Raw genomic sequence first — 21,378 nt, forward strand, 5'->3', positions numbered from 1 at the left:
AGATCGATATGACTACTCAGAACCTCAGCGGCAAAGTGGCGTTGATTCAAGGCGGTTCCCGCGGTATCGGTGCGGCCATCGTCAAACGCCTGGCCGCTGAAGGCGCGACAGTCGCCTTCACCTACGTCAGCTCCACGGTCAAGGCCGAAGAATTGCAGAACAGCATCACCGCCAACGGCGGCAACGCGCTGGCCATCAAGGCTGACAGTGCCGACGCCGAGGCCATTCGCCGCGCCGTCACTGCCACCGTCGAAGCCTTCGGTCGCCTGGATATCCTGGTCAACAACGCCGGCGTGCTGGCTGTGGCGCCCCTCGAAGATTTCAAACTCGAAGACTTCGACCAGACGCTGGCGATCAACGTGCGCAGTGTGTTCATCGCCACCCAGGCCGCCGCCAGACACATGACCGAAGGCGGTCGCATCATCAACATCGGCAGCACCAACGCCGAGCGCATGCCCTTCGCCGGTGGCGGCCCGTACGCCATGAGCAAATCGGCGCTGGTCGGCCTGACCAAAGGCCTGGCTCGCGACCTCGGCCCGCGGGGCATCACTATCAACAACGTGCAACCCGGCCCGGTCGACACCGACATGAACCCGGCCAGCGGCGACTTCGCCGAAAGCCTGATCCCATTGATGGCGGTGGGCCGTTACGGCCAAGTGGAAGAAATCGCCAGTTTCGTCGCCTACCTGGTGGGCCCCGAAGCCGGCTACATCACCGGTGCCAGCCTGACCATCGACGGTGGTTTCGGCGCCTGATTCAGGTCAGTCAACCGCAATCCATTGTGGGAGCGGGCGTGCTCGCGAAGGCGTTGTGTCAGCCAACTTTAATGTTGCCTGACACGCACTCTTCGTCGGAACGCCCGGAGCAAGTCGAATCGTCGCACCGCCGCTCTCACTTTCCCGTCGTCAAGCCCAGTCGAGGTGTGGCAAACCACAGGCACTCGGATTGAACGCCTTCAGCGTACGAAGAATGCCATCGGCGTGTGCGTACTTTTCGTCGGCCATCGCCGCGTCCGGAATCGCAATCGCCGTCATCCCTGCCGCTTTCGCCGCCGTGACACCGAACGGCGAATCTTCGAACACCAGGCAGTCCCCGGGCAATACACCCAGGCGCCGCGCAGCGGTAAGGAAAATATCCGGTGCCGGTTTGGCCGCGCCGACTTCCGGATCATCGGCGGTGACGATGAAGTCGAATAGCGCAAACCAGTCGCGGTGCAAGGTGGTTTTCTGGCCAAACGACTGACGCGAGGAACTGGTGCCCACCGCGATCGGAATATTGTTGGCTTTCAGATGCCGAACCAGTTCCTGAGCGCCCGGCATCGCCAGCGCCTGTGGAAAACGCTCGCGCATCAGTGGTTCACGGATACGCAGAAACTCTTCGGCAGTAATCGGCAGGTCCAGCGCCTCGACCACATACCGCGCCAGATCACTCGCCCCACGGCCGATGATGTTCTGTTTGACGCTCCAGTCGAAGGTCCGCCCATAACGCCCCGCAATGAGGGAGGTGACTTCGGTGTAGATGCCCTCGGTGTCCAGCAGCAAGCCGTCCATATCGAAAATCACGGCCTTTATCGGGCCGATTTCATTCAGCGCTGCATTCATCGCATCTGATCCGTTTTTAACATCCCGGAGATTCGGGCAAGGCCGGATCCGTGATTGATTAAAGGTTTCAGCAGCATAACGAGCGCAGCCGTCATAGAGCAACGGCAACACACCCGACGAATGCAAAAACCTTTGCTGGAGGATGGCCGGGATTCAGCGATTCACTCACCTCCCGAGCCTCCTGTACCACCGCCCGCGCTACCCGTACCACCACCGGCACTGCCCGAACTGCCACCGCTGCCGCTTCCACTCATTCCCGAACGACCGGATTCTCCAGACCCACTTCCAGAACCGCTCCCCATCGAACTCCCACCACTCATTGACCCGCTTCCCGTCCCCGGGCGGGTGTTGCTCCCACTGGCGTCACCGCCATTGCCGCCTTTGATGGAGCCAGGTGGCAGGGCATTGCCATCGGCGGAACCCGCATTCATCTCCGTAGAGGGAGGCATGCCGCCTTTATCGATGGGCGCATCGGACTGAGCCAACACCGCCATCGAGCCGACCGACAACACGCCGGCCACCGTCATGGCTGTCAATTTTGACCTGATCATGGTGTGTCTCCTTTAAAAGTTGCTGACCTGATTTCCGGCAGCCTCCGCTTTTTTAAAGGTGCCGCTCGATCGACCAGCGGCGAGGAAGCCATGAACGTGCGTCAACTTGGCTCGTTGGAGCCATCGTTGCCGGCAATGTCCGGATCGTCAGGCGTAGCTTCAACATCAGTGTCAGTGCGCCTCACATCATCGTTCGGCACTTGCTCCACTCCTGCGTCATCATCCGGCGGGCGCTGGTCGCGTGGAAGCGGGTCGGTAGGAGAAGGCAGCGGGTATTCAGGGGTGTCGTCGATGTCGGAATCTTTTGGATCAGCGTTCATAAAACACCTCTCAGGGGCCTGAAATCAGGTCCTGAAATTTCGATGACAGCACAATGGCCACGGTTCGATCAGGCGGACGATCGGTCAGGATGGTCCCAGAGCCTGATCATTGTTCGTCTTCGTCTTCGTCCTCGTCTTCAAACTCGGTCTGGCCCACGTCGTCGGCATCGTTGAGCGGTACCGTCGCGTCATCCATCAGGGAGCCCGGGTCTTCATTGCCGGGATCGTTGATGAATGGGACCCCTCCCGGGCCTTTTTCTTCCGTGCCTTCGGTTTCAGGAGTCATGGCAATCCTCGCAACAATCAGGGAGTGTATGAAGTTCGAGGCGGCCTTCAGTCAATCGTTCCGCAACAGGACCACAGATACGACAAACCCGGCACCAGGCCGGGTTTTCGCGTTGATTCGGGGTCGACTCAGTGATGCTTGTTCTTGTTCTTGTGTTTGTTCTTATGCTTGTGCTTGTGGCCGTTGCCGGAATGGGAACTGCCGCTGTCGGTCCCCAGGTTATTACCGATCGCACCACCCGCCGCACCGCCCAGGCCTGCGCCGATGGTAGAGCCGGTGGAGCCACCGAGACTGTTACCAATCACCGAGCCGCCAGCCGAGCCCAATCCGCCGCCAATGGCCGCTTCGGTCCGACTGCCTTTTGGGGCGCCTACCGCACTGCCTGCCGCGCCGCCGACGCCGGCACCAATCGCTGCCCCCGTGCTGCCGCCCATTTGCTGGCCGACCACGTTACCCAGCGCACCGCCAATACCACCGCCAACGGCAGCAGTGCCGTCACCGGCAGCCATTGCACCTTGAGCGACCAAAAGTCCCAGAACCACTGTGGACAATGTCAAACGCATGATATGAACCTCTAATTCCGTATCAGGGGAAGTGAACGCGCTACGGATCGGCGGAGTCTAGCATCTGCGCCCGCTGAATCCGGCCAGCGATGTTGGTTGGACAGCCTGTCGATTAAAAGTGTGCAGGAAGACACATCCTGATACTAAAAGCCCGGCATTTAGCCGGGCCTCGAATCGATCACTCACAATCAATGACGCTTGTGACCCTTGGACAGGTTGCTGCCCACCCCACCGCCCAATGCACCACCCAGGCCGGCGCCGATGGTGGAACCGGTCTTGCCGCCCAGGCTGTTGCCGATCACCGAACCGCCCGCCGCGCCGATACCGCCACCGATGGCGGCCTTGGTACGGCTGCCTTTGCGTGCGGCAACCGCACTGCCCGCCGCGCCAGCCACACCGGCACCAATCGCTGCACCGGTGCTGCCGCCCATTTTCTGGCCGACCACATTACCCAGCGCACCACCCAGGCCGCCACCCAACGCGGCAGTACCGTCGCCGGCAGCCATTGCACCTTGAGCAACCAAAAGTCCCAGAAACAGAGCGGGCAGAGTTAAACGCATGACGAGAAACCTCAAAAAAAAAGGGAAACCGATAGGGCAGTCATTGAATGTTGTTCATGAAGCAACGACCACAGACAAGTCGCCGCAACCACACAGTTGGCGACGGTTGGACAGCGTTTATGGAAAAGGTTTTATGACAGGCAAAAAAAAGCCCGCTGGGGAGACGGGCTGGAGTATTGCTTTCTAACGGATGAGCTGAGACTACGTCGACGGGTGTGAAAACTTTGTGAAAGAATTCGTGGGAAACACTCGCCTGCACTCAGGGCAACGTGGACAGATACTGAGCCAACGCCTCGAACGCCGGCAACGTCACCGGATCATTGGCTGAATTAGCGGCAACCGGATGGGACGCATAGCGAACAATCACCATCTCGGCTTTCGGGTCGACATAAACACGCTGACCATAGACTCCGCGCGCCATGAAGGCGCCGCCTTCCTTGTTCGTCACCCACCACATCGAGCGATAGCTCCAGCCCTTGAGCAAGCCATAACCGGCCTTGGCAAATGCCTGCCTGTCGCCGCCATGGCGGATGTCGTCCACCACCGCTTCGGGCACGATCTGCTGACCGTTGAACTTGCCATCATTGCGCAACATTTCGCCAAACCGGGCCAGGTCGCGCAAGCCAGTGTTCAAGCCGCCGCCGGCAAACGGGGTGCCGATGGAATCCACTGTGAAATAGGCATCCTGCTCAGCCCCCAGCCGACTCCAGATACGCTCGGACAACACCTGCGCGACGTTACGACCGGTCACTCGAGCGATGATCCAGCCCACTACGTCGGAGTTGACGGTTTTGTAGGCGAAAGCGCTGCCATGCTCGCCTTGCAGCTGCACCGTCTGTAAAAACTCGTAATAACTGCGCGGCCCCGTGTAGTCCTTCGGCTTGGGCAAAGGACTACCGGCCTTGGCATGGGCCCAGACTTCGGCGTTCGGGTCGGCATAGTCCTCGCTGTATTTGAGCGCGGTCGTCATATCCAGAACCTGACGCACCGTGGCACTGCCAAACGCGGAGTTCGCCAGTTCGGGGACGTACTCGGCGACGTGCTTATCCGCGTCGATCCGCCCTTCAGCCACCAACATCGCCCCCAACGTGCCGACCACGGATTTGGTCACCGACATCGCCGCATGCTGGCCTTCAGGCTTCAGCACGCCAAAGTACCGTTCGTAGACAACCTTGCCGCGATGCATCACCACAATCCCGTCGGTATAGGTGGCCGCGAGGGATTGATCCCAGGTCATCGACGCCTTTGCGCCCAGCGGGACGAAGCTGATGGCGTCGATGTCGTTGCGCAACGCCATTGGCAATGGAACCGGTGCGCCAAGCCCTCGCGAAACGTTGATCGTCGGCATGAGCTGACGGAAGTTCGACACACTCCAGCGCATCGCCGGGAACTGGAAATAGCTGCCGTCCTCGAAACGTACAGTGCGATCGGCGGGCGGTGGGGAGCCGACCATCCAGCCAAGTTTTGCGGGGTCACTGGCGGCGGCGTCGGGGAAGGTTGCGGCAGGGGATGCGGTGGCGAGGGATGACATGACGCCCATCAACACGGCTGTGATGGACACAGCCAAGCGGCGGGAGGAGATGCGAAGGTGAGACATGGTGTCGATTCCGTTCGAGGGGTTCGGGTAGCAGAAACCCCCACCCGAAGGCTTTAGAGGGTTAAGTTAGTTCGATGAGAAACAGCCGTCGTTACCAAAATCTAAATGCAATTCTCACCGTGGCCTTTATGCTCGTACTCCCACCCCTTGCACGCTAGCCCGACGTGTTTGGGTATCAACGCCTTACCACTGCTGTAAGCGGTAATGGTTCGGCGAGTAAACCCCAACTCAACAGCGGCTGCGGAAAGCGAGAGATTGTTGGTCAACATCCACCGCTTGAAATCGCTGGTAGGCATGACCTCTCCGGATTGCTCCAGGGCCAGACGATGCAGAGTCGTAGCTGCGAGCTCGAGATCATTTCCCCATGTCACATCAAATCCCCACTCGCCCACCGCAACCTTGCCGAACAGCTTCAGGTCTTGCAGCGGCTTGAGTACGGGAAAGGTCTTGATGTGTTCGGTGACATCAACGGTATGCCGTTTGCCGTTGTTCCACTCGATGTCAAGGGCATGTTTGCCGGCAACTGGTTGCACAGCAGAAATGCGAAGCTTGCTGGTCATTAGTCAGTTCCTCCGGTTTTGCTCGTTCCATACCCGCCAGAGTTCGGCGATATGTGCTCCTGCCCACAGCAGGGCTGCTTTCAAGGCTTTGTTTTCAGCGCCTTTGCCCAAAACGACGAGCCCTTCGATCTGCACCAACGACTCCCCATCAGGCGTCTGCACGTGAAAGTGCGGCGGCGCATGGTCGTCCGGATAGATTTTTATTTTCCAGTTTCGTTCGCTATGAAGGGTAGCCATAGAACAATGCTAGGGAAATTTTTTCTCTAGCACAACCAACATTTTTTTCAGACGGCAGAAACCACAAAACCCCTGACTTCTCTCGAAATCAGGGGTTTTGCTTGAATCGAATATGGCGGTGAAGGAGTCCGAAAAATTACGTACTCGAATTGAACGGGTGCTTGATGCCGCTAAAGCACGTGGACTGCAGGCAAGGCTCCTGGTTCGGTCGTTAGCCGAGAATGGCCCGGTCTCGGAATTTTTTACCTACAGAAAGCAAAAAGCCCCAGCGCATGGCTGGGGCTTTTTGTTCGGTATTAGTGGTGCCCAGAGACGGAATCGAACCGCCGACACGGGGATTTTCAATCCCCTGCTCTACCGACTGAGCTATCTGGGCCGCAGCAGGATTAAACGTTTTTACGGCTGGGGCGTCAAGCACGAAATCAAAAAAAACCCCAATGAATACCTATACTTACGGTTGACCGTAATGTGGAAAAGTACAGCCTTAAAAACCATGAACCCAATCACCATGTGAACCAGCACGCTGAGACGCGCTATTAGTGTCTGCTGACGATCGCTGCCTGGCGTTCGTGCGTTGGTGTCGCCAGAGGATGATCCCGATTACAACGATGCAAGTCAGATCGATCGACGGATCGCTGCTGGACTACACCGCTTGGAAACCGCCGGAATAATTAGCCTTTGGTCGCACAGCACTGAGCCATCCAGGGTATGAGCCAAAGCATGGGCTGGGATTTTTTTTCAGAAACGCAGAAACGAAAAAGCCCTGAATCATCAGGGCTTTTGCGTTTAAATGTGGCGGTGAAGGAGAGATTCGAACTTAACAGTCTTTTTGACCAGTAACGCCGGCATTACGGGGCTCTCAGCGTGAATAGTAGTACAATCGAGTAGTACAATCCGCTGTACCACTCCCAACTGCAAGGCGTTCAAATGGCAGACAACCTGATTCAGAAGGCAGGCGAATCCACATGGTATGTGAAGATGGCTATTCCGGCTGATGTACAGCGTGTATTGGGAGCGAAGGTCTTTATCCGGTCGCTGAAGACTGGACTACGCAGAGAGGCCATGGTCGCTCGCCTTCCCTATCTCACCCAGTGGAAGGCAGAAATCCAAGCGGCCAGAGCAAAGTTACAGGTGCTCAAGGAGAACTGGCGAACCGAACTTGCGTCGAAGAGCGTCACGCTACACGAGATTGTGGATAGCGAGCTTTTGACAGCTATCAAGCTACCGCCGTCCGACCGAGTTCTGACTACCGACGTGTCGGATGCCCGTCTCGACTGGTTTCTACGAGGCAGAGAAGCAATGATTCAGGCCGCCCACAAGTGGGAGGAAAATGGGCCGCCAGGTATCGTTCAGCAAGTCATGGCTCATTTTGAAACACTTCCCCCAACCATGGTTGAGGCGGTGGAGAGGGCTGCGGACCTTGTTCGCTCAATCGAACAGCAGATGACGGCATACAAATACAACCTCACGCCCACTGAAGTAGCCGAAGCGAAGGCAATAGTGCTTGATCCGGCGGTCTATAAACCGAAGTCCCCAATTACCCCCGCTCGCCTGAAGAGCTACCGAGAGTTCCGGGAGAGTCGTGGTGGCGCGCCAAAACATGTCGATCAGCAAGTGGGCAAGATGGAGCGGTTGTCGGACTTCTTAAAGGAAGAAGGGTTGCCGATCAACTTCGACACGGTAGACGCATGGCTGAAATCGCTTGATCGTGCACCAGCTACGTTAGGCCAGTACCTCATGGCTGGCACGGCGTTTTGGAACTGGGCAATGAAATACGACGCTAGTTGGCGTGAAGAATACAAAGACAAGGTGAACCCGTTCAAAGGCCACGAACTGCCGCAGGGTGGGGGCTCCGAGACAGCAGGCCAAGACAGGGAAATCTACTCGCGGGCAGACGCACTCAAGCTGCATCAAGCCGCACTGGACAACAAAGATAAACCGCTTGCGGATCTTATCGCACTGGGTTGGTACACCGGGGGCAGGATCGAAGAACTATGCCGCCTCGCCAAGGACAGTGTGGTCACTGTCGATGGCATCCGATGCTTCGACTTCCCGCGTAGCAAAAACAAGGCGAGCAAACGTGTAGTGCCGATTCATCCAAGCTTGTTGCTGACCATTGATCGTCTGAGCGAAGACTCCACTGATACTTTCCTCATCCCCACAGAATCCGCCGACAAATATGGAAAACGCTCGCACGCAATATCGAAGGCGTTTGGCAGATTGCGTAAAACAGCAGGCTTCAGCAAACTCCACGTTTTCCACAGTTTCCGCCACACCGTAGTCACTGGGCTGATCAGGGCTGACGTGCCAGACGCCTTGGCAAAAGAACTGGTTGGTCACGATAATAAATCAGTGACTCACGCCGTGTATTCGAAAGGTGCGACGACAGCACAGAAGCTGGAAGCCATCTCCAGACTCCCTACCCTAGCCGCCGAGTAAGGCGGTCACCCATCGCAGACAGATTGAACATCGCCACCTGCCATTACACTGTACACACATACAGTGTTAATGTGCGTGTGATGGAAGACGATTTGATCGATGACACCGGCTTTGAACTCGGGATGCCGATCCGCGAAGAGATGCTGAAGCACCAGTGCACCCTACTGTGTGCCGAGCTGGAGACGACACGCCGCGACTTGCGGAACGCCCACAAGAACATCGCCAAGCTGATCATCATGCACCGGGACCGCTCGACAGAGTTGGCCGCATTGAAGATTGAGCACGAACGTTTTCAGCGGACGCTGAGCGAAATGTACATCCGCGAGCGTGAACAGGAAGCGTTATGCACGAGATACGCCTACGGTGATCACACTACAGCTCGGAAGTAACGAGCAATCCGGATTGCAAAATATAGGTATTGCCAGCATTGGTAAGCGAAGCAAGTTCATCGGTCCATTGACCTAGCGGTATCAGATCGTTCTCCCGCAGAGCAGTCAATGCGGCTTGGGTGGCGATTCGGGTCAACCCCGTTCTCCGCACGACGATATCGAAACGTAAGTGAGCGTTTCGCTCGACATGCATCCCGATAACACGCAGAACCGCAAGCTGATCTGCATCCAGCACCAACGACTGAGGCCCCTCTCTTTCCGCATTTTTTGCTTCACTGGCGACAAGTCTTCTCCATAGCCAGAACGCTAAGGTCGCCAAGGCACAACCAACTGCCACGGCACTAAGAACCTGCAAGCGTTGTAGTGCGGTGTCTTCGCCCAGCCAATCAAGTAGCTCGACAAATCTCACGCACACCCAGGACACTGCAGCACTCAAATAGGGAACTTTGAAGTAGTACCCAATGATCGGAGTGATAAATGCGCCAATAACCGCTCTGACTACAGCACGTAATGCCCAGTGCATCTCACGATCAGGAGTAGACGTTTTACTTGGAGTGACTTGAGCCATGCTGCCCCCACAGGCTGATTTCATCCGATGTTATCAGAGGCAGCCTTGTAGTAGCACAGGGCCAACAGAGGCGATAAGCTCCCGCACACGACGATAGGAGCTGACGATGAAGGCATGGATTGGAGCGACTGCAATAATAGGGACACTGGCAAGTGGGAGTGCCATGGCACTAGACGGAAACGGTCTGCTCAGCTCCTGCCAAACAACGATCAAGTATTCCGAGGGCGACAAGAACGTATCCGCTTTCGATGTGGGCCAATGCACGGGGATGGTTGATGGTGTTGAGGGGGCAATACTTGTATTGAATGATTCGGTTACTTCCAACATGAAAACCTGCTATCCAGTGGCTGGAACCACAAACATCCAGAAGGCGAGGATCGTGGTGAAGTACTTGCAAGAACACCCGGACCAGCTTCACCTGCCCGCATCGATGCTCACAGTGATTGCCTACATGGGTGCATTTCCCTGCAAGAAGTGACTCAGTGCATGGCAAAGACTGCTTTAACGTACAACCCTATGGCCGGGGTTACCACGGAGTGAGTGCGAACTGCTCGATACCTACGATTGGCGTACCCTCATAATCGCATCTGTGATGGCTTGAGCATTTGCGTCCAGCGTTTCCATGGCGGACATTGCGTTAACGGCAACACTCCCCACACCATTCTCAGAGAGCCATTTGGTTATCTCCTCGATGGCAGCGGCTAAGGCATGCTGGTTATGCAGGAGCAATGTCAGCGTGTCTGCAATCGCGATGTTCGCATCCGAGTTATCCGCCATGACTGCTGGCTACCTCTTCACCGTGTACCTGCCCTGCCTTACGCAGTGCATCTGCTGCATCCGTCCAGACCCTATAGTCGGCCTCTGTTGGCCAAGGTCCGCCAGCGTGAAGACATTGCTCGATCTTCTGATCGAGTTGTTCGTTTTCCTTCTTAAACGCAACGTAAGCTTCGTCCAACGCTTGCAGTGCAAGGATGAGGTTGGTTTCCGTCATGGTGCCTCCATTAGTTACCAGTGTGGTTGGCGTTGCTGGAGCAGCGAGTAAGACACTTTTCCACATCCGGTGATACCCCACTTTTCAATTTTTTCAGTCACCCTTGGGTAATACCAGTCGTGAATCTGTGGCGGCAATATCAGATAGTAGGATTCGGCAGAACGGTGGAAATCCCACTCAGTGTGGGTCGAGCCTTAACGACATTCCCGTGCCACCTCACTCTCAGCGGCTAGAATCGGCGAATATTGCGGACAAAAGAAAAGCCCCGCACTTGACGGGGCTGCGGTATTCGCGGGAAGAGGACTAGGCCTTATTCCAGTGGCGTTTCACTGTAGCAATACCGATCTTCAGTTCACCAGCTACTTGAGACTGTGTCATGTCTTTGGCTTTCAACGCTTGTACAGACTTGGTGGTTTCAACTGCTACTGGACGACCACCCTTCTTGGTGGAACGGGCCAAGCCTTCTTTCGTGCGTTCCTTAATACGGTCGCGCTCAAACGCTGCTACAGCAGCCAGCACGGTGAGCTGTAGCTTGCCCGCTGCACTGGTGAGGTCTACGCCATCAAGGTCGAGGGAGCGAACGTGGACACCTACAGCAGCCAACTTCTCAACTGTGGCGAGGACGTCTTGCACATCGCGACCTAGACGATCCAACTTCAGCACTACGAGGGTATCGCCCGCTTCCAGACGTTCGAACATCTTGCCGAACTGAGGACGCTGTAGGGCTGGCACTCCACCGCTAATCTGCTCAGAGAACCAGCGAGCAGGGAGGATATCGAAGCCCTTGCTGGCGAGTGCCACCAGTTGGTTGTCTGTGTGTTGCTCGGTTGTGGATACACGACCATACGCGAATAGGCGGCTCATCTCTCGTATCTCTTGGTGTCATTAACGGTGGGATCATTTTGCACTGGTATCAACAACCAGTCTACCCACACTTGATGACACCACTTTGAGTATCGGATAGACGGTATCGTTTAACGGTCATTTGATGATACCGAACTCTATGTCAAAACGATCACGAGCGAAGTGCTATGTTGCCCGCCAACTCAAACGCTGGATTGTGGCGGAACTGGATAAATCGTTGGATGTGCCCCATTGCACGCGTAGGTCACATTGACGGTGTCTCTCTCCATGCGGTGTAACAAACAGCACCTGTATTCGTTCAGATTCTGACGAACATAGTTTCGGGACTGCCCCGGCACAATTTGATGCAGGTGGTACAGCGATTCCTGTGATGCTTGGATAAAAACAGGGATGACCAGATTATTCTTCTTGAGGTGCTCTTCGAACCTAGAGTGATACGCCAGAGCCATTTTTCGAAAGTCACCGTTGCTGGATAGCTTTTCCTCTGGACGTGTCATGCCGTCCGCATCCTTGGCTTTGTCTATTAGCTCCCAGAGCATCTTGTCGAATCTTCCCATCGCCTGATTCAACAGCCTTCTCTGGTTGTCTGTTAGCCTTATCTTCTGCTCATCAGCCATTCGTACCGCTCCTGCGTAATAGATCTTCGATGATAGCGCCTGCCCATCATGAAGTATGTGAAAAGAAGGGCTGGCTTGACACCTGTAGCGGGAACACACCGGAAACAGGGGGCTTTGGCGGGCGTAGGGTGGTGTAGCGGTTGTTACCGACGCCTATAAGGAATAGATACCCAGTTAGTTCCTTACTAGTTACCCGAGGGCTGCTGCCTTACGTGCATTGTTCGCTCGGAACTCTTCCATCGTGAGCATCGGCAGACCACCTAGTCGCCGGAAGGCATTGTCCCACTTCAACTCCTGCTCTTCCGGCGTACCTTTGTACGTCAATTCCATCTCTGCAAGGTCGAGGTCTGCTGGCCAGTACTTCATTCTCTGCTGCTCAAACCACCGCTGCACAAAGCCATTGGTGCCAGACATATCCACTGGCCCCAGCGAGCACTCAACCAACCCCTGATCCACAAGAGACTTCAGCGTTCTCGTCAGGTTGGCTAGATCGTAGTCACCATACCCGAGGTCGTCCTTCAACACCCCCTGGACCCGTACAGCGTTATATGGGGGGTACATGCCTTTGTCGGCATCAATAAAAGCGAGCGCTTCAAGCACCCGCACCTTGTTTCTCGTTATTCTCATTCCATAGTCCTTATTGACAAGTAGCTTGGGGTGAAGTCCCCTCCCACTACGCAGCCAACGGTGATTGCTCTGCTGCCACTGGTGGAAACTCCAGATAGGCCGGGTAACCCTTGAAGCCCCAGTCGCTGTAGTACTTGTTGCGATACCATCGCTTGAAGCAGGGTTGATTCTTGTACTGCTGGCGCCCATGTCCGATTGCGGTATGTAGGCTCTCCAGTACGCCTGTACGAGCTGCTGCGATCTCGTCGGCAGTGCAGATGCCTACGTCCATCAGCGCTTGCCACGTGCTCTCGAACGAGCGGTACAAGTTGGCGGTGTAACCTTCCCAGTTCGATCCGCAAGCTTCCCACGACCATTGCTCAGGAATCTCTACGACAGGCACCAGTGTCTGTAGGTGCATGCGCTTCACCAACTTCGCATCCAACATTTCCACGGGAATATTCAGGCCCTGTAATGCATTGAACGCCGCTTCTGTAATCAGTTTGACCAACCCCTGTCGATCAGAATCTACCATGCGTGCTGACGGTTTCCACGGGTTCCGGGGGCAGAAGTACTGTAATGGTGTCCACGTAGCATTGACGGGCTTGAGGAAACTACCGTGTTGCCGCTGGATAAAGTCCTCGGTCTGGGCCAAGTACATTCCTAACACACGCACCAGACGTAACATTACCTGGCAGTGTCCCTGGTGGCGCCCGGTGGCTGTGTTGGCGACACGCTCCAGCTCATCGGCGTAAATGCACAGGATGGCCCTTGCATATACCTCTGGCTGGAACTTGTTGGGTGTCGTCTTGCCGCGTTGGTGCGCGTCCATATGCTCCAGCACTTCGACTTCGATATCGCGTGACTCCAGCTCGCTCAATGTCCATTGACGGTCAAGGTTGCGGATGGCGGTTCCCTTCTGCTGGCGGTTGTAGATCCGCCGGGCAAGGGTGTGGCGCTTATCGAGGTCAATCGACGAGGCTTGGTCGAGATAGTCATCAAGTGCCTTATTTAGAAAGGCGCGGATCTTTTCGGCAATGGCTGCGTTTGTGTCGCCCTGCTCTACTGCCCACTTCCGCTTCAAAGTACTAGTGGCGATTCTCAGACCTGCATCGGTAGGCACTGGCTTGTTGCTCTGCCCCCGGTTCATTTGGCTGCAACCGATGAACAGGTTTGCCGGGTGAAGCAGACCGAGGTAACCGTTCCCGCCCTTCCGTGGCTGGATATGGCAGATGTTGAACAGGTTCGTCTTCTGGTCGCTGCTCCAGCCGTAACACTTGTACATGGCGCCGCTTAACGAATGCAGAACTAACAAGGTGGCGGACGTGTGTCCGGTCAGAACTTGAACAGTGCCAGCCTCTCGGCATTCCCTGATCACCCACCGCCAGAAGGTGTTCTTGGCAAGTTTGGCAAATCTGTTCTCTACCTTCTTGCTGGGCTGCCTCGCCCTGTGGGCCTTTTTACGGCATACGCTGGTGCAGTAGCGTTGGGACTTCTCGGTGAATTTTTTGGCGGGGTACTCGGTGCTGCACTGGCAGCAGATGTAGTTACGCTGCGTGGGTTGTTTCCGGCTTTCCATTGTTTCCCTCAGTGTTTGGGATTTCAAAATACTGTTTATATGCTTCTGTAATCAGAAGGTTTATGAAGTAAGAAGGGTTGTACTTGCCCCTTGCCTGCATCATCTCGATCAGCTCCTTCTGAGCCTGCTCGTTCACGATCAATCGCATGGTTTACACTCATTTTCTATAGTCGGTGATTGGCTGAAAGCCACGTATCACGCGGAGTTGCTCATATTAGCGTGTCATAAATCTATACTACCCGGCCCTTCAACCGTCTTTCTCCGGGCAGCACGAAACCGACTAAGCCAGTTGGTGCGTTGGCATGAAGTAGTTTGCTACTTATATGGGGAAGTGCGCGTATTACTTCAGTTGCGGAAGCAAATCACCCGATGCATCACGCGATCACCAGCTCTACGGCGAGGACGGGATTGCAGGACACAGACAGAAACTGTCCGTTTCCATCGATGTATCGGCAGTCGGGTATATGGGTACAGCGGGAGAGAAGCCGAGTGGTTTCCTCGACTAGACGCATACTCTACTACACTTTCTTATAGCGTCAAGCATGATTACGCCAACCATGCAAGTTTTTTTATTATAGCCCGATGTTCGGTGATTGGATCATCAGGACTATGCCGCCCGCTGGGGTGTCCTGACTATCAGCCAACCAATGAAATCTAGTGGGGATGGCCCTGCTGGGCTGGCGGATTTGTCGTAGGGACGCGTAGAACAGCAGAAAGCAGACTATATCAAGCTGCTCGCCATTGAAGTTACCAACCTGAGAACTAAGCTCCTTGAAGCTGAACAGAAATACGAGAAGCACACAGGTAAGAAACTCCCTGACTCCCCACCTTCACGTTCAGCCGTGCATTACGAACTGGTTAAGGACGCTGTGTTAAAAGCAGTAACCAAGCCAGATACAGTGTGACATTGCTGACAGATATGAAAGAGCCCGCCTAGAGCGGGATTTTCTATTGAAAGATAGCAGCGGAGATTGCATCACAGCGCCTGAATGATTGCGTTCATTTGTCACTTGCAGCCGCTCTACCACCCTGCAATAGTTTTAAAACTGATGTATTTGGTTAACTGATCTTCTAGGCGTATTAACTCTTTCCCAAACGCCACCTTTGCCTCATCAATTTTCTGGTTGAGCATTAAAGTTGCGTCCGCATCTGCACCAGATAGACTTCTATCATATGAAAGTATATCGCCCCCGATTTTTATCAGCTTTCTCATAGTTTCGAAAACTCCATCCTTCTCATCGAACAGAAACTGTGATTCGCGACAGCACTTTGCAAACTCATCATACTTCGCATTCATGCTAGGGGCGTCCTTGTCATATACTGACTGAAAGAAAGCAAGTGTTGCCAAATACACATTGAAGCGTTTATTGTACAAATCCAACTTTATCTTGGCACTCGCAATCCTCATTTGCGAGTAACCGACAATGAACGTTGCAAGACTAATCAGTGCAGCAGCAATACTCAGGTAGAACGTTACATCTGTACTGGTGATGACACTGCTTACTGTACCTACAGTTTCAACTGTCATGTCTGCAACCCTCTCTCAGTACGAATGCCTATTTGCAGGGGTAGGCATCCAGAAGTGCACGCCATACCAAGACTGTTCTGTTGTCGCTTAACGTCTTTGGGTTATCTTTTAAATACTTAACTACAATACGCACTAGCTGACTGTTGGTTACCGTGTCTGGCGTACAAAACTTAAGTTTAATCGGAATGAACTCACCATAGAGGGCGGTCGAGCGTGCAACTCCTAGCACAAAGCCACCACACTCACCAGCATCATAATGTGCATCATTTCTCGCGGTGCCGCCGTCCACCAACTTTATATAAATCTGACACTGCCCTAACAACTCGTTTCCGTCGAAACTTGGGTCTGCTGCCATAGCAGCTCCACTCCACATTAGTCCCGCCAGTGCAGCCCCCATCAATCCTGTTTTCATGGTGCGTCCTGACCTTAAGTTTTTGGTATCGACATCCACATTGCGCCCCAACCCCCTTGAGGATCGTTTTTAGAGAATAGGCTGGAATCGGACTAGCGGTAGTTAACCGGAGGATTTGCGGGCAGAACGAAAAAAACGAGATGGCGAAGGGATTGGATCGGGGTAACGCAAGGAGAGAGACAGCGAGTAGTACAATCGAGTAGTACAATCGAAAATGAAAAAGCCCCGCAAACCATTGATTTGTGGGGCTTTTCAGAATGTGGCGGTGAAGGAGAGATTCGAACTCTCGATACAATTTCTTGTATACACACTTTCCAGGCGTGCTCCTTAAGCCACTCGGACACTTCACCGTATCTCGTCAAACAAGTTCTGTCTGTCGAGGCGCGCTAATGTAGTCGAAAGCTTTTCCGATGGCAAACTTTTTTTTCAGAATTTTCATGCGGTTAGCGATTTAGTCGTTGCGACGGGTTTCGGGCCATGGCAAACCTGCCAATCTTCGGCTTGGCCATTCCCTTCTATATAGAGGGCAATGCGCTGCCAGCATGGCGGGCTACGCCTGGAGGATGGGGAAAGGGTGACTGGCGGGTCAGTCATGGCGCTTTACCTGGCCTAGGGCGGTGGGTAACGTCTGCCCTACTTTATTGAAAGGAATAGCGTCATGAGTGAGTTGATTTCCTACCATCTCGAAGACGGTATCGCGACCCTGACCTTGAGCAATGGCAAGGTCAATGCGATCTCGCCAGACGTGATTGCTGCATTTAATGCTGCGCTGGATCAGGCGGTGACTGATCGTGCGGTGGTGATCATTACCGGTACGCCCGGGATTTTGTCCGGCGGTTATGACTTGAAGGTGATGACGTCCGGCCCTGAGCAAGCCGTGGCGCTGGTGACGGCCGGTTCGACCCTGGCCCGTCGCCTGTTGGCGCACCCGTTCCCGGTGATAGTGGCGTGCCCTGGGCATGCGGTGGCCAAGGGGGCGTTCCTGCTGTTGTCGGCCGACTATCGCATTGGGGTCGACGGCCCGTTCAGCATTGGTCTGAACGAGGTGCAGATCGGCATGACCATGCACCACGCCGGTATCGAGATCGCTCGTGATCGTCTGCGCAAGTCGGCATTTCACCGATCAGTGATCAATGGCGAGATGTTCAATCCGCAGAGCGCCGTGGATGCCGGTTTCCTTGACCTGGTGGTGTCGGCCGAAGAGTTGCAGGGTGCGGCGCTGGCAGCGGCACGTCAGTTGAAGAAGATCAACATGACGGCGCACAAGAACACCAAGCTCAAAGTGCGCAAGGCACTGCTGGAGACGCTGGATCACGCGATCATCCTGGATCAGGAGCATTTGGGTTAAGCCCGGCGCGGTAGTACCGAAGCTCGACCGCCCCGCCGCCATTGGCCATCCATGGCGGTGTCTCCTGCGCGACACCTGCGTTCGGCCTCTGGCAATGGGGCGGCATATCTAAAGCCAGCGGCAACGGTAACGGCAAAATCAACAGCTTCGCGAGCAGGCTCGCTCCCACAATGGATCGGCGTACCACTTCGCTTTTGACCATTCCTGCCGACAAGTCGGAAACATGCGCTCAAACATCGGCTATCTCCGACGTCTATAGCAGCAATTGCCGAAAACAGTGCACATCCGTACACTGCGCCACCTTTTGTCCCCGGTGGGCCTGTAATGCTGTTTGTGTTTCGTATGTTACTGATGGGGCTGCATTTTATTCTGGCCGGAGTGCTTGGCGTACTGCTGGGGCTGTGCCGCCCGTTCAATCCGGATAACAGCCGTTTGTGCGCGCGTCTGTACGCGTGGCCGGCGATGTGTATTTTGCGCCTGCGGGTGAAGGCCGAGGTCGGGCCGCTGATGGATAAACCCGACAGCTGCGTGATCATTGCCAATCACCAGTCCAACTACGACCTGTTCGTGTTCGGCAATGTGGTGCCGCGCCGCACCGTGTGCATCGGCAAGAAGAGCCTCAAGTGGGTGCCGTTGTTCGGCCAGCTGTTCTGGCTGGCGGGCAATGTGTTGATTGATCGTGGCAATGCGCAGAAAGCGCGGCAGTCGATGCTGACCACCACCCATACGCTGCAAAATGAAGACACGTCGATCTGGGTGTTTCCGGAAGGCACGCGCAATCTCGGTGAAGAGTTGTTGCCGTTCAAGAAAGGCGCGTTCCAGATGGCCATCGCCGCCGGGGTGCCGATCGTGCCGGTGTGTGTCAGCACTTATGTCAAACACATGCGCTTGAACCGCTGGCGCAGTGGGAAAATCCTGATCCGCTCGCTGCCGGCGATTCCTACGGCTGGATTGAGCCTGGATGACCTGCCGCGACTGATTGAGCAGTGCCGCGAGCAGATGCGCGAATGCATCGCTTCGATGGACCGGCAACTGCAACCCGCTTGAAAGAAACCCGCCTGGTGCGGGTTTTCTTTTGCCCGCGAGTTTTTTGCCTGCGAACTCTGCTGAGTTTGCTGACCCTCAAGCAGCAGACAAGGCTAAGATGAATATTGCCTGCCACTGCCACCTGCAAACAAGAAGTGAACCTGAATCATGGGTAGAGTTGTTGCTGCTGCGGTTTACAGCGCCGGTAAGAAAGTCACCAATATCACCCTCGACGAAGGGGCGGCCTGGGCAGCCAAGCCGGGCCACTTTGTGTGGATCGGCCTCGAAGAGCCGAACGCTCAAGAGCTGTTCAATCTGCAACGCCAGTTCAACCTGCATGAACTGGCCATCGAAGATGCCCTGGAAAAACACAGTCGACCGAAACTCGAAACCTTCGGCGACGCACTGTTTATCGTCACCTATTCGCCGATCCGCCATGAAGGCAAGCTGGAGTTCATCGAGACTCACATCTTTGCCGGCAACGGCTACATCATTACCGCACGCAATGGTCACTCGGCGTCCTACGCCTATGTCCGCCAGCGCTGCGAGGCGCGTCCGCTGTTGCTGGAGCACGGCGAAGACTTCGTGCTCTATGCCATCCTCGACTTCGTGATCGAAAACTACCAGCCCATGGGCGAAGCGATCCATGCCGAGATCGATGAGCTGGAGACCAATGTCATGTGCGGTTCCCTGAACGAACGCGACATTCAAAAACTCCACAGTCTGCGCCGTGATGTCTTGCGTCTGCGCCGTTACGCGGCACCGATGGTGGAAATCGGCGAGGAACTGCAGAAGCTGAGCTTCCCATTCATCGACAAGAACATGCGCCCGTATTTTCGCGATGTGCAGATCCACGTGACCCGGCAGATGGAGGACCTGACGACCCTGGCGGATATTGCCAGCCAGACGATCGAGGTCGGGGTGTTGTTGGAGGCGTCACGGCAAAGCGTGGTGCAGCGCAAGTTTGCGGCGTGGGCGGCGATTCTGGCGTTCCCGACAGCGGTGGCTGGCATATATGGGATGAACTTCCAGAACATGCCGGAGTTGACCTGGCATTACGGGTATTTCGCGGTGTTGGGGTTTATCGCGGTGGGGTGTGTGGGGTTGTGGGCGAGTTTCAAGAGGTCGGGGTGGTTGTAGCCGACACCGCGGCGTCTGCAAGCTTCGCGGGCAAGCCTCGCTCCTACAGGGGAACGCATTCCATTTTAGGAGCTGGCTTGCCAGCGAAGCTCTTAGCTTTGCGCAGCATCTGGCTTGTGCGCCACAAACCGCATCATCCACTCTGCAACCGTAGCGCCATGGTGCTGATGCTCCAGGCTGGCCACGCCCTTCTGATAAATCTGCTCCCCCAGCGCTTCCTGGCGAATCTCCAACAACGCCCGCGAGTAATCGTGAATGAACTCCGGATGCCCCTGGAAGCACAGCACCTGATCGTCGATGTGGTACGCGGCGAACGGGCAGAAATCGCTCGAGGCAATGACCGTGGCGTTTTCCGGTAGCGCCGTCACCTGGTCCTGGTGACTGATCAACAACGTCAGTTCTTCGCGCACCGGGCTCATCCACGGCGCCTTGGCGGCGAGCTTGTAATTATGAGTGCCGACGCCCCAGCCTTGGGTCGCGCGCTCGCTCTTGCCACCCAGCAGCAACGCCAGCAATTGATGGCCGAAGCACACGCCCAGCAATTTGTCGCCCCGCTCGTAGCGGTTCAGCAGGTAAGCCCTGAGGGTTTCGATCCATGGGTCGGTGCCGAAGGAATCGGCCTTGCTGCCAGTGACCAGGTAAGCGTCAAAGGTCAGCTCATCGCCGGGATACTCGCCTTGCATCACGTTGTAGACGGTGAACTCGGCCTCGATGGGTTGCTGCGAAAACAGACGCTGGAACATCTGCCCGTAACCCTGATACTGATCGACCAGTTCTGGACGCAGGATGTCGGTTTCCAGAATGCAGATGCGTAACGACATAAAAAATACCTGACACGTGACGGGAATAATGCACACCCAGAGCGTGCCTTGAAACACGGTAGCAAGGCAAGCCCCGGAATGCGTCATCGGTACCCTAGAATGCCTGCCCTTTGGCCGCTTTTTCCAGCAGCAATGCGGGCGGAGCGAACCGCTCGCCATATTGCCCGGCCAGGTACTGGGCGCGGGCGACGAAATCCTTTACGCCGTACTGGTTGATGAACTGCAGTGCGCCGCCGATCGGCGTTACGCAGCCGAGCATCACGTCATCGACCTGACTGGTGTCGAGAGAGGTGCGCTCCGCAACGCTCAACCGCGTTGACGCTCATGCTCGGACGGACGGTAGTCCGCCAGGGGATTAACCGATTCAGGACACCAAGCTGTCTAGCAAACGGGCGCCCAAGAAGCTGGCAATAGGCCTCATATCTTTTTAACAGCAATTAATTACCACACCATATGAAATGGATCTAAGCCAAGTGGGACGCGGCCTCTAATGTGAAGTTGTACGAAGTTGTCGTCGGGTTTTGCCGAGACGCTCGTCCTACAGGAAGTGCAACGCCTTGCCGTCATGGAGCTATGCAGGCAGGCATCAGGAAATAACAAAAAAAAGGCGGTCAGCCATGTTCAAGCAATCGAAAGTACGTCAAGCCGGGCTCATTCTATTTGCCACCACGTTATTGTTGATTTTGCCGAACCTGACCAAGGTGATCGGCTAAGTCAGTTTTTAAAGAGTACGGCGTCAGGTTTTTATTTTCATATCGCCTCATTAAAAATGTGA

The 21,378-nt window shown here is 55.3% G+C and carries 27 protein-coding genes, 2 tRNA genes and 1 pseudogene; 7 read left to right on the top strand and 23 right to left on the bottom strand.

From position 1 onward, the window contains the following. Positions 1-8: 8 nt before the first annotated feature. Positions 9-755, top strand: a complete 747-nt coding sequence (locus tag F8N80_RS04210; protein ID WP_150747034.1) for a 3-oxoacyl-ACP reductase family protein — start codon at positions 9-11, stop codon at positions 753-755. Between the two features lie 150 nt (positions 756-905). On the opposite strand, the gene F8N80_RS04215 is transcribed toward F8N80_RS04210, so the two are convergent. From F8N80_RS04215 to F8N80_RS04260, 10 genes are all read right to left on the bottom strand, one after another. Continuing rightward, entirely contained in the window at positions 906-1,601 is a 696-nt protein-coding gene (locus tag F8N80_RS04215; RefSeq protein WP_150747033.1) for an HAD-IA family hydrolase, read from the bottom strand. A 161-nt stretch (positions 1,602-1,762) separates the two neighbouring features. Further along, on the bottom strand, positions 1,763-2,152 hold the full coding sequence (locus F8N80_RS04220) for a hypothetical protein (RefSeq protein WP_150747032.1): 390 nt from the start codon (positions 2,150-2,152) through the stop codon (positions 1,763-1,765). Between the two features lie 101 nt (positions 2,153-2,253). After that, on the bottom strand, positions 2,254-2,472 hold the full coding sequence (locus tag F8N80_RS04225; RefSeq protein WP_150747031.1) for a hypothetical protein: 219 nt from the start codon (positions 2,470-2,472) through the stop codon (positions 2,254-2,256). Between the two features lie 106 nt (positions 2,473-2,578). Continuing rightward, entirely contained in the window at positions 2,579-2,758 is a 180-nt protein-coding gene (locus F8N80_RS04230) for a hypothetical protein (RefSeq protein ID WP_150783269.1), read from the bottom strand. Positions 2,759-2,886: 128 nt separating this feature from the next. Continuing rightward, the gene (locus F8N80_RS04235; protein WP_064678911.1) at positions 2,887-3,321 is read right to left on the bottom strand and encodes a glycine zipper domain-containing protein; all 435 of its coding nucleotides are present in this window, start codon (positions 3,319-3,321) and stop codon (positions 2,887-2,889) included. Positions 3,322-3,509: 188 nt separating this feature from the next. Beyond that, complete coding sequence (locus tag F8N80_RS04240) at positions 3,510-3,881, bottom strand: bacteriocin (RefSeq protein ID WP_150747029.1); 372 nt, start codon at positions 3,879-3,881, stop codon at positions 3,510-3,512. Between the two features lie 259 nt (positions 3,882-4,140). Next, positions 4,141-5,478: a serine hydrolase domain-containing protein gene (locus tag F8N80_RS04245; protein ID WP_150747028.1), complete on the bottom strand. Its 1,338-nt coding sequence runs from the start codon at positions 5,476-5,478 to the stop codon at positions 4,141-4,143. A gap of 101 nt (positions 5,479-5,579) precedes the next feature. Then, positions 5,580-6,038: a DUF2442 domain-containing protein gene (locus F8N80_RS04250; protein WP_150747027.1), complete on the bottom strand. Its 459-nt coding sequence runs from the start codon at positions 6,036-6,038 to the stop codon at positions 5,580-5,582. A 3-nt stretch (positions 6,039-6,041) separates the two neighbouring features. Further along, positions 6,042-6,275 (bottom strand): DUF4160 domain-containing protein, encoded by a 234-nt coding sequence (locus F8N80_RS04255; RefSeq protein WP_150747026.1) that lies wholly within the window; start codon positions 6,273-6,275, stop codon positions 6,042-6,044. A gap of 300 nt (positions 6,276-6,575) precedes the next feature. Further along, positions 6,576-6,651: transfer RNA gene (locus F8N80_RS04260), tRNA-Phe, on the bottom strand. Positions 6,652-7,202: 551 nt separating this feature from the next. Between F8N80_RS04260 and F8N80_RS04265 the strand changes: the two genes are divergently transcribed. Then, positions 7,203-8,714 (top strand): site-specific integrase, encoded by a 1,512-nt coding sequence (locus tag F8N80_RS04265; RefSeq protein WP_150783270.1) that lies wholly within the window; start codon positions 7,203-7,205, stop codon positions 8,712-8,714. 80 nt (positions 8,715-8,794) lie between these two features. Then, positions 8,795-9,103: a hypothetical protein gene (locus tag F8N80_RS04270; RefSeq protein WP_150783271.1), complete on the top strand. Its 309-nt coding sequence runs from the start codon at positions 8,795-8,797 to the stop codon at positions 9,101-9,103. Here F8N80_RS04270 and F8N80_RS04275 read toward each other — a convergent pair. Further along, positions 9,087-9,671, bottom strand: a complete 585-nt coding sequence (locus F8N80_RS04275) for a hypothetical protein (RefSeq protein WP_150783272.1) — start codon at positions 9,669-9,671, stop codon at positions 9,087-9,089. The genes F8N80_RS04270 and F8N80_RS04275 overlap by 17 nt on opposite strands. Positions 9,672-9,777: 106 nt before the next feature. Between F8N80_RS04275 and F8N80_RS04280 the strand changes: the two genes are divergently transcribed. After that, positions 9,778-10,149 (top strand): Rap1a/Tai family immunity protein, encoded by a 372-nt coding sequence (locus F8N80_RS04280; RefSeq protein WP_150783273.1) that lies wholly within the window; start codon positions 9,778-9,780, stop codon positions 10,147-10,149. An 80-nt stretch (positions 10,150-10,229) separates the two neighbouring features. On the opposite strand, the gene F8N80_RS04285 is transcribed toward F8N80_RS04280, so the two are convergent. The 10 genes from F8N80_RS04285 to F8N80_RS04325 form a co-directional block, all read right to left on the bottom strand. After that, complete coding sequence (locus F8N80_RS04285; protein ID WP_150783274.1) at positions 10,230-10,448, bottom strand: hypothetical protein; 219 nt, start codon at positions 10,446-10,448, stop codon at positions 10,230-10,232. After that, positions 10,438-10,662, bottom strand: a complete 225-nt coding sequence (locus tag F8N80_RS04290; RefSeq protein WP_150783275.1) for a hypothetical protein — start codon at positions 10,660-10,662, stop codon at positions 10,438-10,440. Before F8N80_RS04290 ends, F8N80_RS04285 begins: the two co-directional genes overlap by 11 nt. 303 nt (positions 10,663-10,965) lie before the next feature. Further along, positions 10,966-11,526 (bottom strand): recombinase family protein, encoded by a 561-nt coding sequence (locus F8N80_RS04295; RefSeq protein ID WP_150783276.1) that lies wholly within the window; start codon positions 11,524-11,526, stop codon positions 10,966-10,968. A 182-nt stretch (positions 11,527-11,708) separates the two neighbouring features. Beyond that, entirely contained in the window at positions 11,709-12,143 is a 435-nt protein-coding gene (locus F8N80_RS04300; RefSeq protein WP_150783277.1) for a hypothetical protein, read from the bottom strand. A 189-nt stretch (positions 12,144-12,332) separates the two neighbouring features. Then, the gene (locus F8N80_RS04305; protein WP_150783278.1) at positions 12,333-12,770 is read right to left on the bottom strand and encodes a hypothetical protein; all 438 of its coding nucleotides are present in this window, start codon (positions 12,768-12,770) and stop codon (positions 12,333-12,335) included. A 46-nt stretch (positions 12,771-12,816) separates the two neighbouring features. After that, entirely contained in the window at positions 12,817-14,328 is a 1,512-nt protein-coding gene (locus tag F8N80_RS04310) for a hypothetical protein (protein ID WP_150783279.1), read from the bottom strand. Continuing rightward, positions 14,297-14,476 (bottom strand): hypothetical protein, encoded by a 180-nt coding sequence (locus F8N80_RS31105; protein ID WP_191632856.1) that lies wholly within the window; start codon positions 14,474-14,476, stop codon positions 14,297-14,299. Before F8N80_RS31105 ends, F8N80_RS04310 begins: the two co-directional genes overlap by 32 nt. 873 nt (positions 14,477-15,349) lie before the next feature. After that, on the bottom strand, positions 15,350-15,856 hold the full coding sequence (locus F8N80_RS04315) for a hypothetical protein (protein WP_150783280.1): 507 nt from the start codon (positions 15,854-15,856) through the stop codon (positions 15,350-15,352). Between the two features lie 28 nt (positions 15,857-15,884). Continuing rightward, the gene (locus tag F8N80_RS04320; RefSeq protein WP_150783281.1) at positions 15,885-16,268 is read right to left on the bottom strand and encodes a Rap1a/Tai family immunity protein; all 384 of its coding nucleotides are present in this window, start codon (positions 16,266-16,268) and stop codon (positions 15,885-15,887) included. A gap of 260 nt (positions 16,269-16,528) precedes the next feature. Beyond that, a tRNA-Ser gene (locus tag F8N80_RS04325) sits at positions 16,529-16,618 on the bottom strand. 308 nt (positions 16,619-16,926) lie between these two features. Here F8N80_RS04325 and F8N80_RS04330 point away from each other — a divergent pair. The 3 genes from F8N80_RS04330 to F8N80_RS04340 all read left to right on the top strand — a co-directional run bounded on the left by F8N80_RS04330 (position 16,927) and on the right by F8N80_RS04340 (position 19,782). Next, positions 16,927-17,616: a crotonase/enoyl-CoA hydratase family protein gene (locus tag F8N80_RS04330; RefSeq protein WP_150747025.1), complete on the top strand. Its 690-nt coding sequence runs from the start codon at positions 16,927-16,929 to the stop codon at positions 17,614-17,616. Between the two features lie 324 nt (positions 17,617-17,940). After that, on the top strand, positions 17,941-18,663 hold the full coding sequence (locus F8N80_RS04335; protein WP_150783282.1) for a lysophospholipid acyltransferase family protein: 723 nt from the start codon (positions 17,941-17,943) through the stop codon (positions 18,661-18,663). 147 nt (positions 18,664-18,810) lie between these two features. Further along, the gene (locus F8N80_RS04340; RefSeq protein ID WP_150747023.1) at positions 18,811-19,782 is read left to right on the top strand and encodes a magnesium and cobalt transport protein CorA; all 972 of its coding nucleotides are present in this window, start codon (positions 18,811-18,813) and stop codon (positions 19,780-19,782) included. Between the two features lie 92 nt (positions 19,783-19,874). On the opposite strand, the gene F8N80_RS04345 is transcribed toward F8N80_RS04340, so the two are convergent. Then, entirely contained in the window at positions 19,875-20,603 is a 729-nt protein-coding gene (locus F8N80_RS04345; protein ID WP_150747022.1) for an amidotransferase, read from the bottom strand. 94 nt (positions 20,604-20,697) lie between these two features. Beyond that, positions 20,698-20,838, bottom strand: a pseudogene (locus F8N80_RS04350) (hypothetical protein); the annotation flags it as partial. Positions 20,839-21,378: the final 540 nt, after the last annotated feature.

Origin of the sequence: Pseudomonas fluorescens (assembly GCF_902497995.1) — a bacterium.
GTDB lineage: Bacteria > Pseudomonadota > Gammaproteobacteria > Pseudomonadales > Pseudomonadaceae > Aquipseudomonas > Aquipseudomonas fluorescens_BK.

What these genes read in the sequence shown, in the direction of transcription:
- F8N80_RS04210 (WP_150747034.1), top strand. Translation starts at nt 9, where the DNA reads ATGACTACTCAGAACCTCAGCGGCAAAGTGGCGTTGATTCAAGGCGGT.
- F8N80_RS04215 (WP_150747033.1), bottom strand. Translation starts at nt 1,601, where the DNA reads ATGAATGCAGCGCTGAATGAAATCGGCCCGATAAAGGCCGTGATTTTC.
- F8N80_RS04220 (WP_150747032.1), bottom strand. Translation starts at nt 2,152, where the DNA reads ATGATCAGGTCAAAATTGACAGCCATGACGGTGGCCGGCGTGTTGTCG.
- F8N80_RS04225 (WP_150747031.1), bottom strand. Translation starts at nt 2,472, where the DNA reads ATGAACGCTGATCCAAAAGATTCCGACATCGACGACACCCCTGAATAC.
- F8N80_RS04230 (WP_150783269.1), bottom strand. Translation starts at nt 2,758, where the DNA reads ATGACTCCTGAAACCGAAGGCACGGAAGAAAAAGGCCCGGGAGGGGTC.
- F8N80_RS04235 (WP_064678911.1), bottom strand. Translation starts at nt 3,321, where the DNA reads ATGCGTTTGACATTGTCCACAGTGGTTCTGGGACTTTTGGTCGCTCAA.
- F8N80_RS04240 (WP_150747029.1), bottom strand. Translation starts at nt 3,881, where the DNA reads ATGCGTTTAACTCTGCCCGCTCTGTTTCTGGGACTTTTGGTTGCTCAA.
- F8N80_RS04245 (WP_150747028.1), bottom strand. Translation starts at nt 5,478, where the DNA reads ATGTCTCACCTTCGCATCTCCTCCCGCCGCTTGGCTGTGTCCATCACA.
- F8N80_RS04250 (WP_150747027.1), bottom strand. Translation starts at nt 6,038, where the DNA reads ATGACCAGCAAGCTTCGCATTTCTGCTGTGCAACCAGTTGCCGGCAAA.
- F8N80_RS04255 (WP_150747026.1), bottom strand. Translation starts at nt 6,275, where the DNA reads ATGGCTACCCTTCATAGCGAACGAAACTGGAAAATAAAAATCTATCCG.
- F8N80_RS04265 (WP_150783270.1), top strand. Translation starts at nt 7,203, where the DNA reads ATGGCAGACAACCTGATTCAGAAGGCAGGCGAATCCACATGGTATGTG.
- F8N80_RS04270 (WP_150783271.1), top strand. Translation starts at nt 8,795, where the DNA reads ATGGAAGACGATTTGATCGATGACACCGGCTTTGAACTCGGGATGCCG.
- F8N80_RS04275 (WP_150783272.1), bottom strand. Translation starts at nt 9,671, where the DNA reads ATGGCTCAAGTCACTCCAAGTAAAACGTCTACTCCTGATCGTGAGATG.
- F8N80_RS04280 (WP_150783273.1), top strand. Translation starts at nt 9,778, where the DNA reads ATGAAGGCATGGATTGGAGCGACTGCAATAATAGGGACACTGGCAAGT.
- F8N80_RS04285 (WP_150783274.1), bottom strand. Translation starts at nt 10,448, where the DNA reads ATGGCGGATAACTCGGATGCGAACATCGCGATTGCAGACACGCTGACA.
- F8N80_RS04290 (WP_150783275.1), bottom strand. Translation starts at nt 10,662, where the DNA reads ATGACGGAAACCAACCTCATCCTTGCACTGCAAGCGTTGGACGAAGCT.
- F8N80_RS04295 (WP_150783276.1), bottom strand. Translation starts at nt 11,526, where the DNA reads ATGAGCCGCCTATTCGCGTATGGTCGTGTATCCACAACCGAGCAACAC.
- F8N80_RS04300 (WP_150783277.1), bottom strand. Translation starts at nt 12,143, where the DNA reads ATGGCTGATGAGCAGAAGATAAGGCTAACAGACAACCAGAGAAGGCTG.
- F8N80_RS04305 (WP_150783278.1), bottom strand. Translation starts at nt 12,770, where the DNA reads ATGAGAATAACGAGAAACAAGGTGCGGGTGCTTGAAGCGCTCGCTTTT.
- F8N80_RS04310 (WP_150783279.1), bottom strand. Translation starts at nt 14,328, where the DNA reads ATGGAAAGCCGGAAACAACCCACGCAGCGTAACTACATCTGCTGCCAG.
- F8N80_RS31105 (WP_191632856.1), bottom strand. Translation starts at nt 14,476, where the DNA reads ATGCGATTGATCGTGAACGAGCAGGCTCAGAAGGAGCTGATCGAGATG.
- F8N80_RS04315 (WP_150783280.1), bottom strand. Translation starts at nt 15,856, where the DNA reads ATGACAGTTGAAACTGTAGGTACAGTAAGCAGTGTCATCACCAGTACA.
- F8N80_RS04320 (WP_150783281.1), bottom strand. Translation starts at nt 16,268, where the DNA reads ATGAAAACAGGATTGATGGGGGCTGCACTGGCGGGACTAATGTGGAGT.
- F8N80_RS04330 (WP_150747025.1), top strand. Translation starts at nt 16,927, where the DNA reads ATGAGTGAGTTGATTTCCTACCATCTCGAAGACGGTATCGCGACCCTG.
- F8N80_RS04335 (WP_150783282.1), top strand. Translation starts at nt 17,941, where the DNA reads ATGCTGTTTGTGTTTCGTATGTTACTGATGGGGCTGCATTTTATTCTG.
- F8N80_RS04340 (WP_150747023.1), top strand. Translation starts at nt 18,811, where the DNA reads ATGGGTAGAGTTGTTGCTGCTGCGGTTTACAGCGCCGGTAAGAAAGTC.
- F8N80_RS04345 (WP_150747022.1), bottom strand. Translation starts at nt 20,603, where the DNA reads ATGTCGTTACGCATCTGCATTCTGGAAACCGACATCCTGCGTCCAGAA.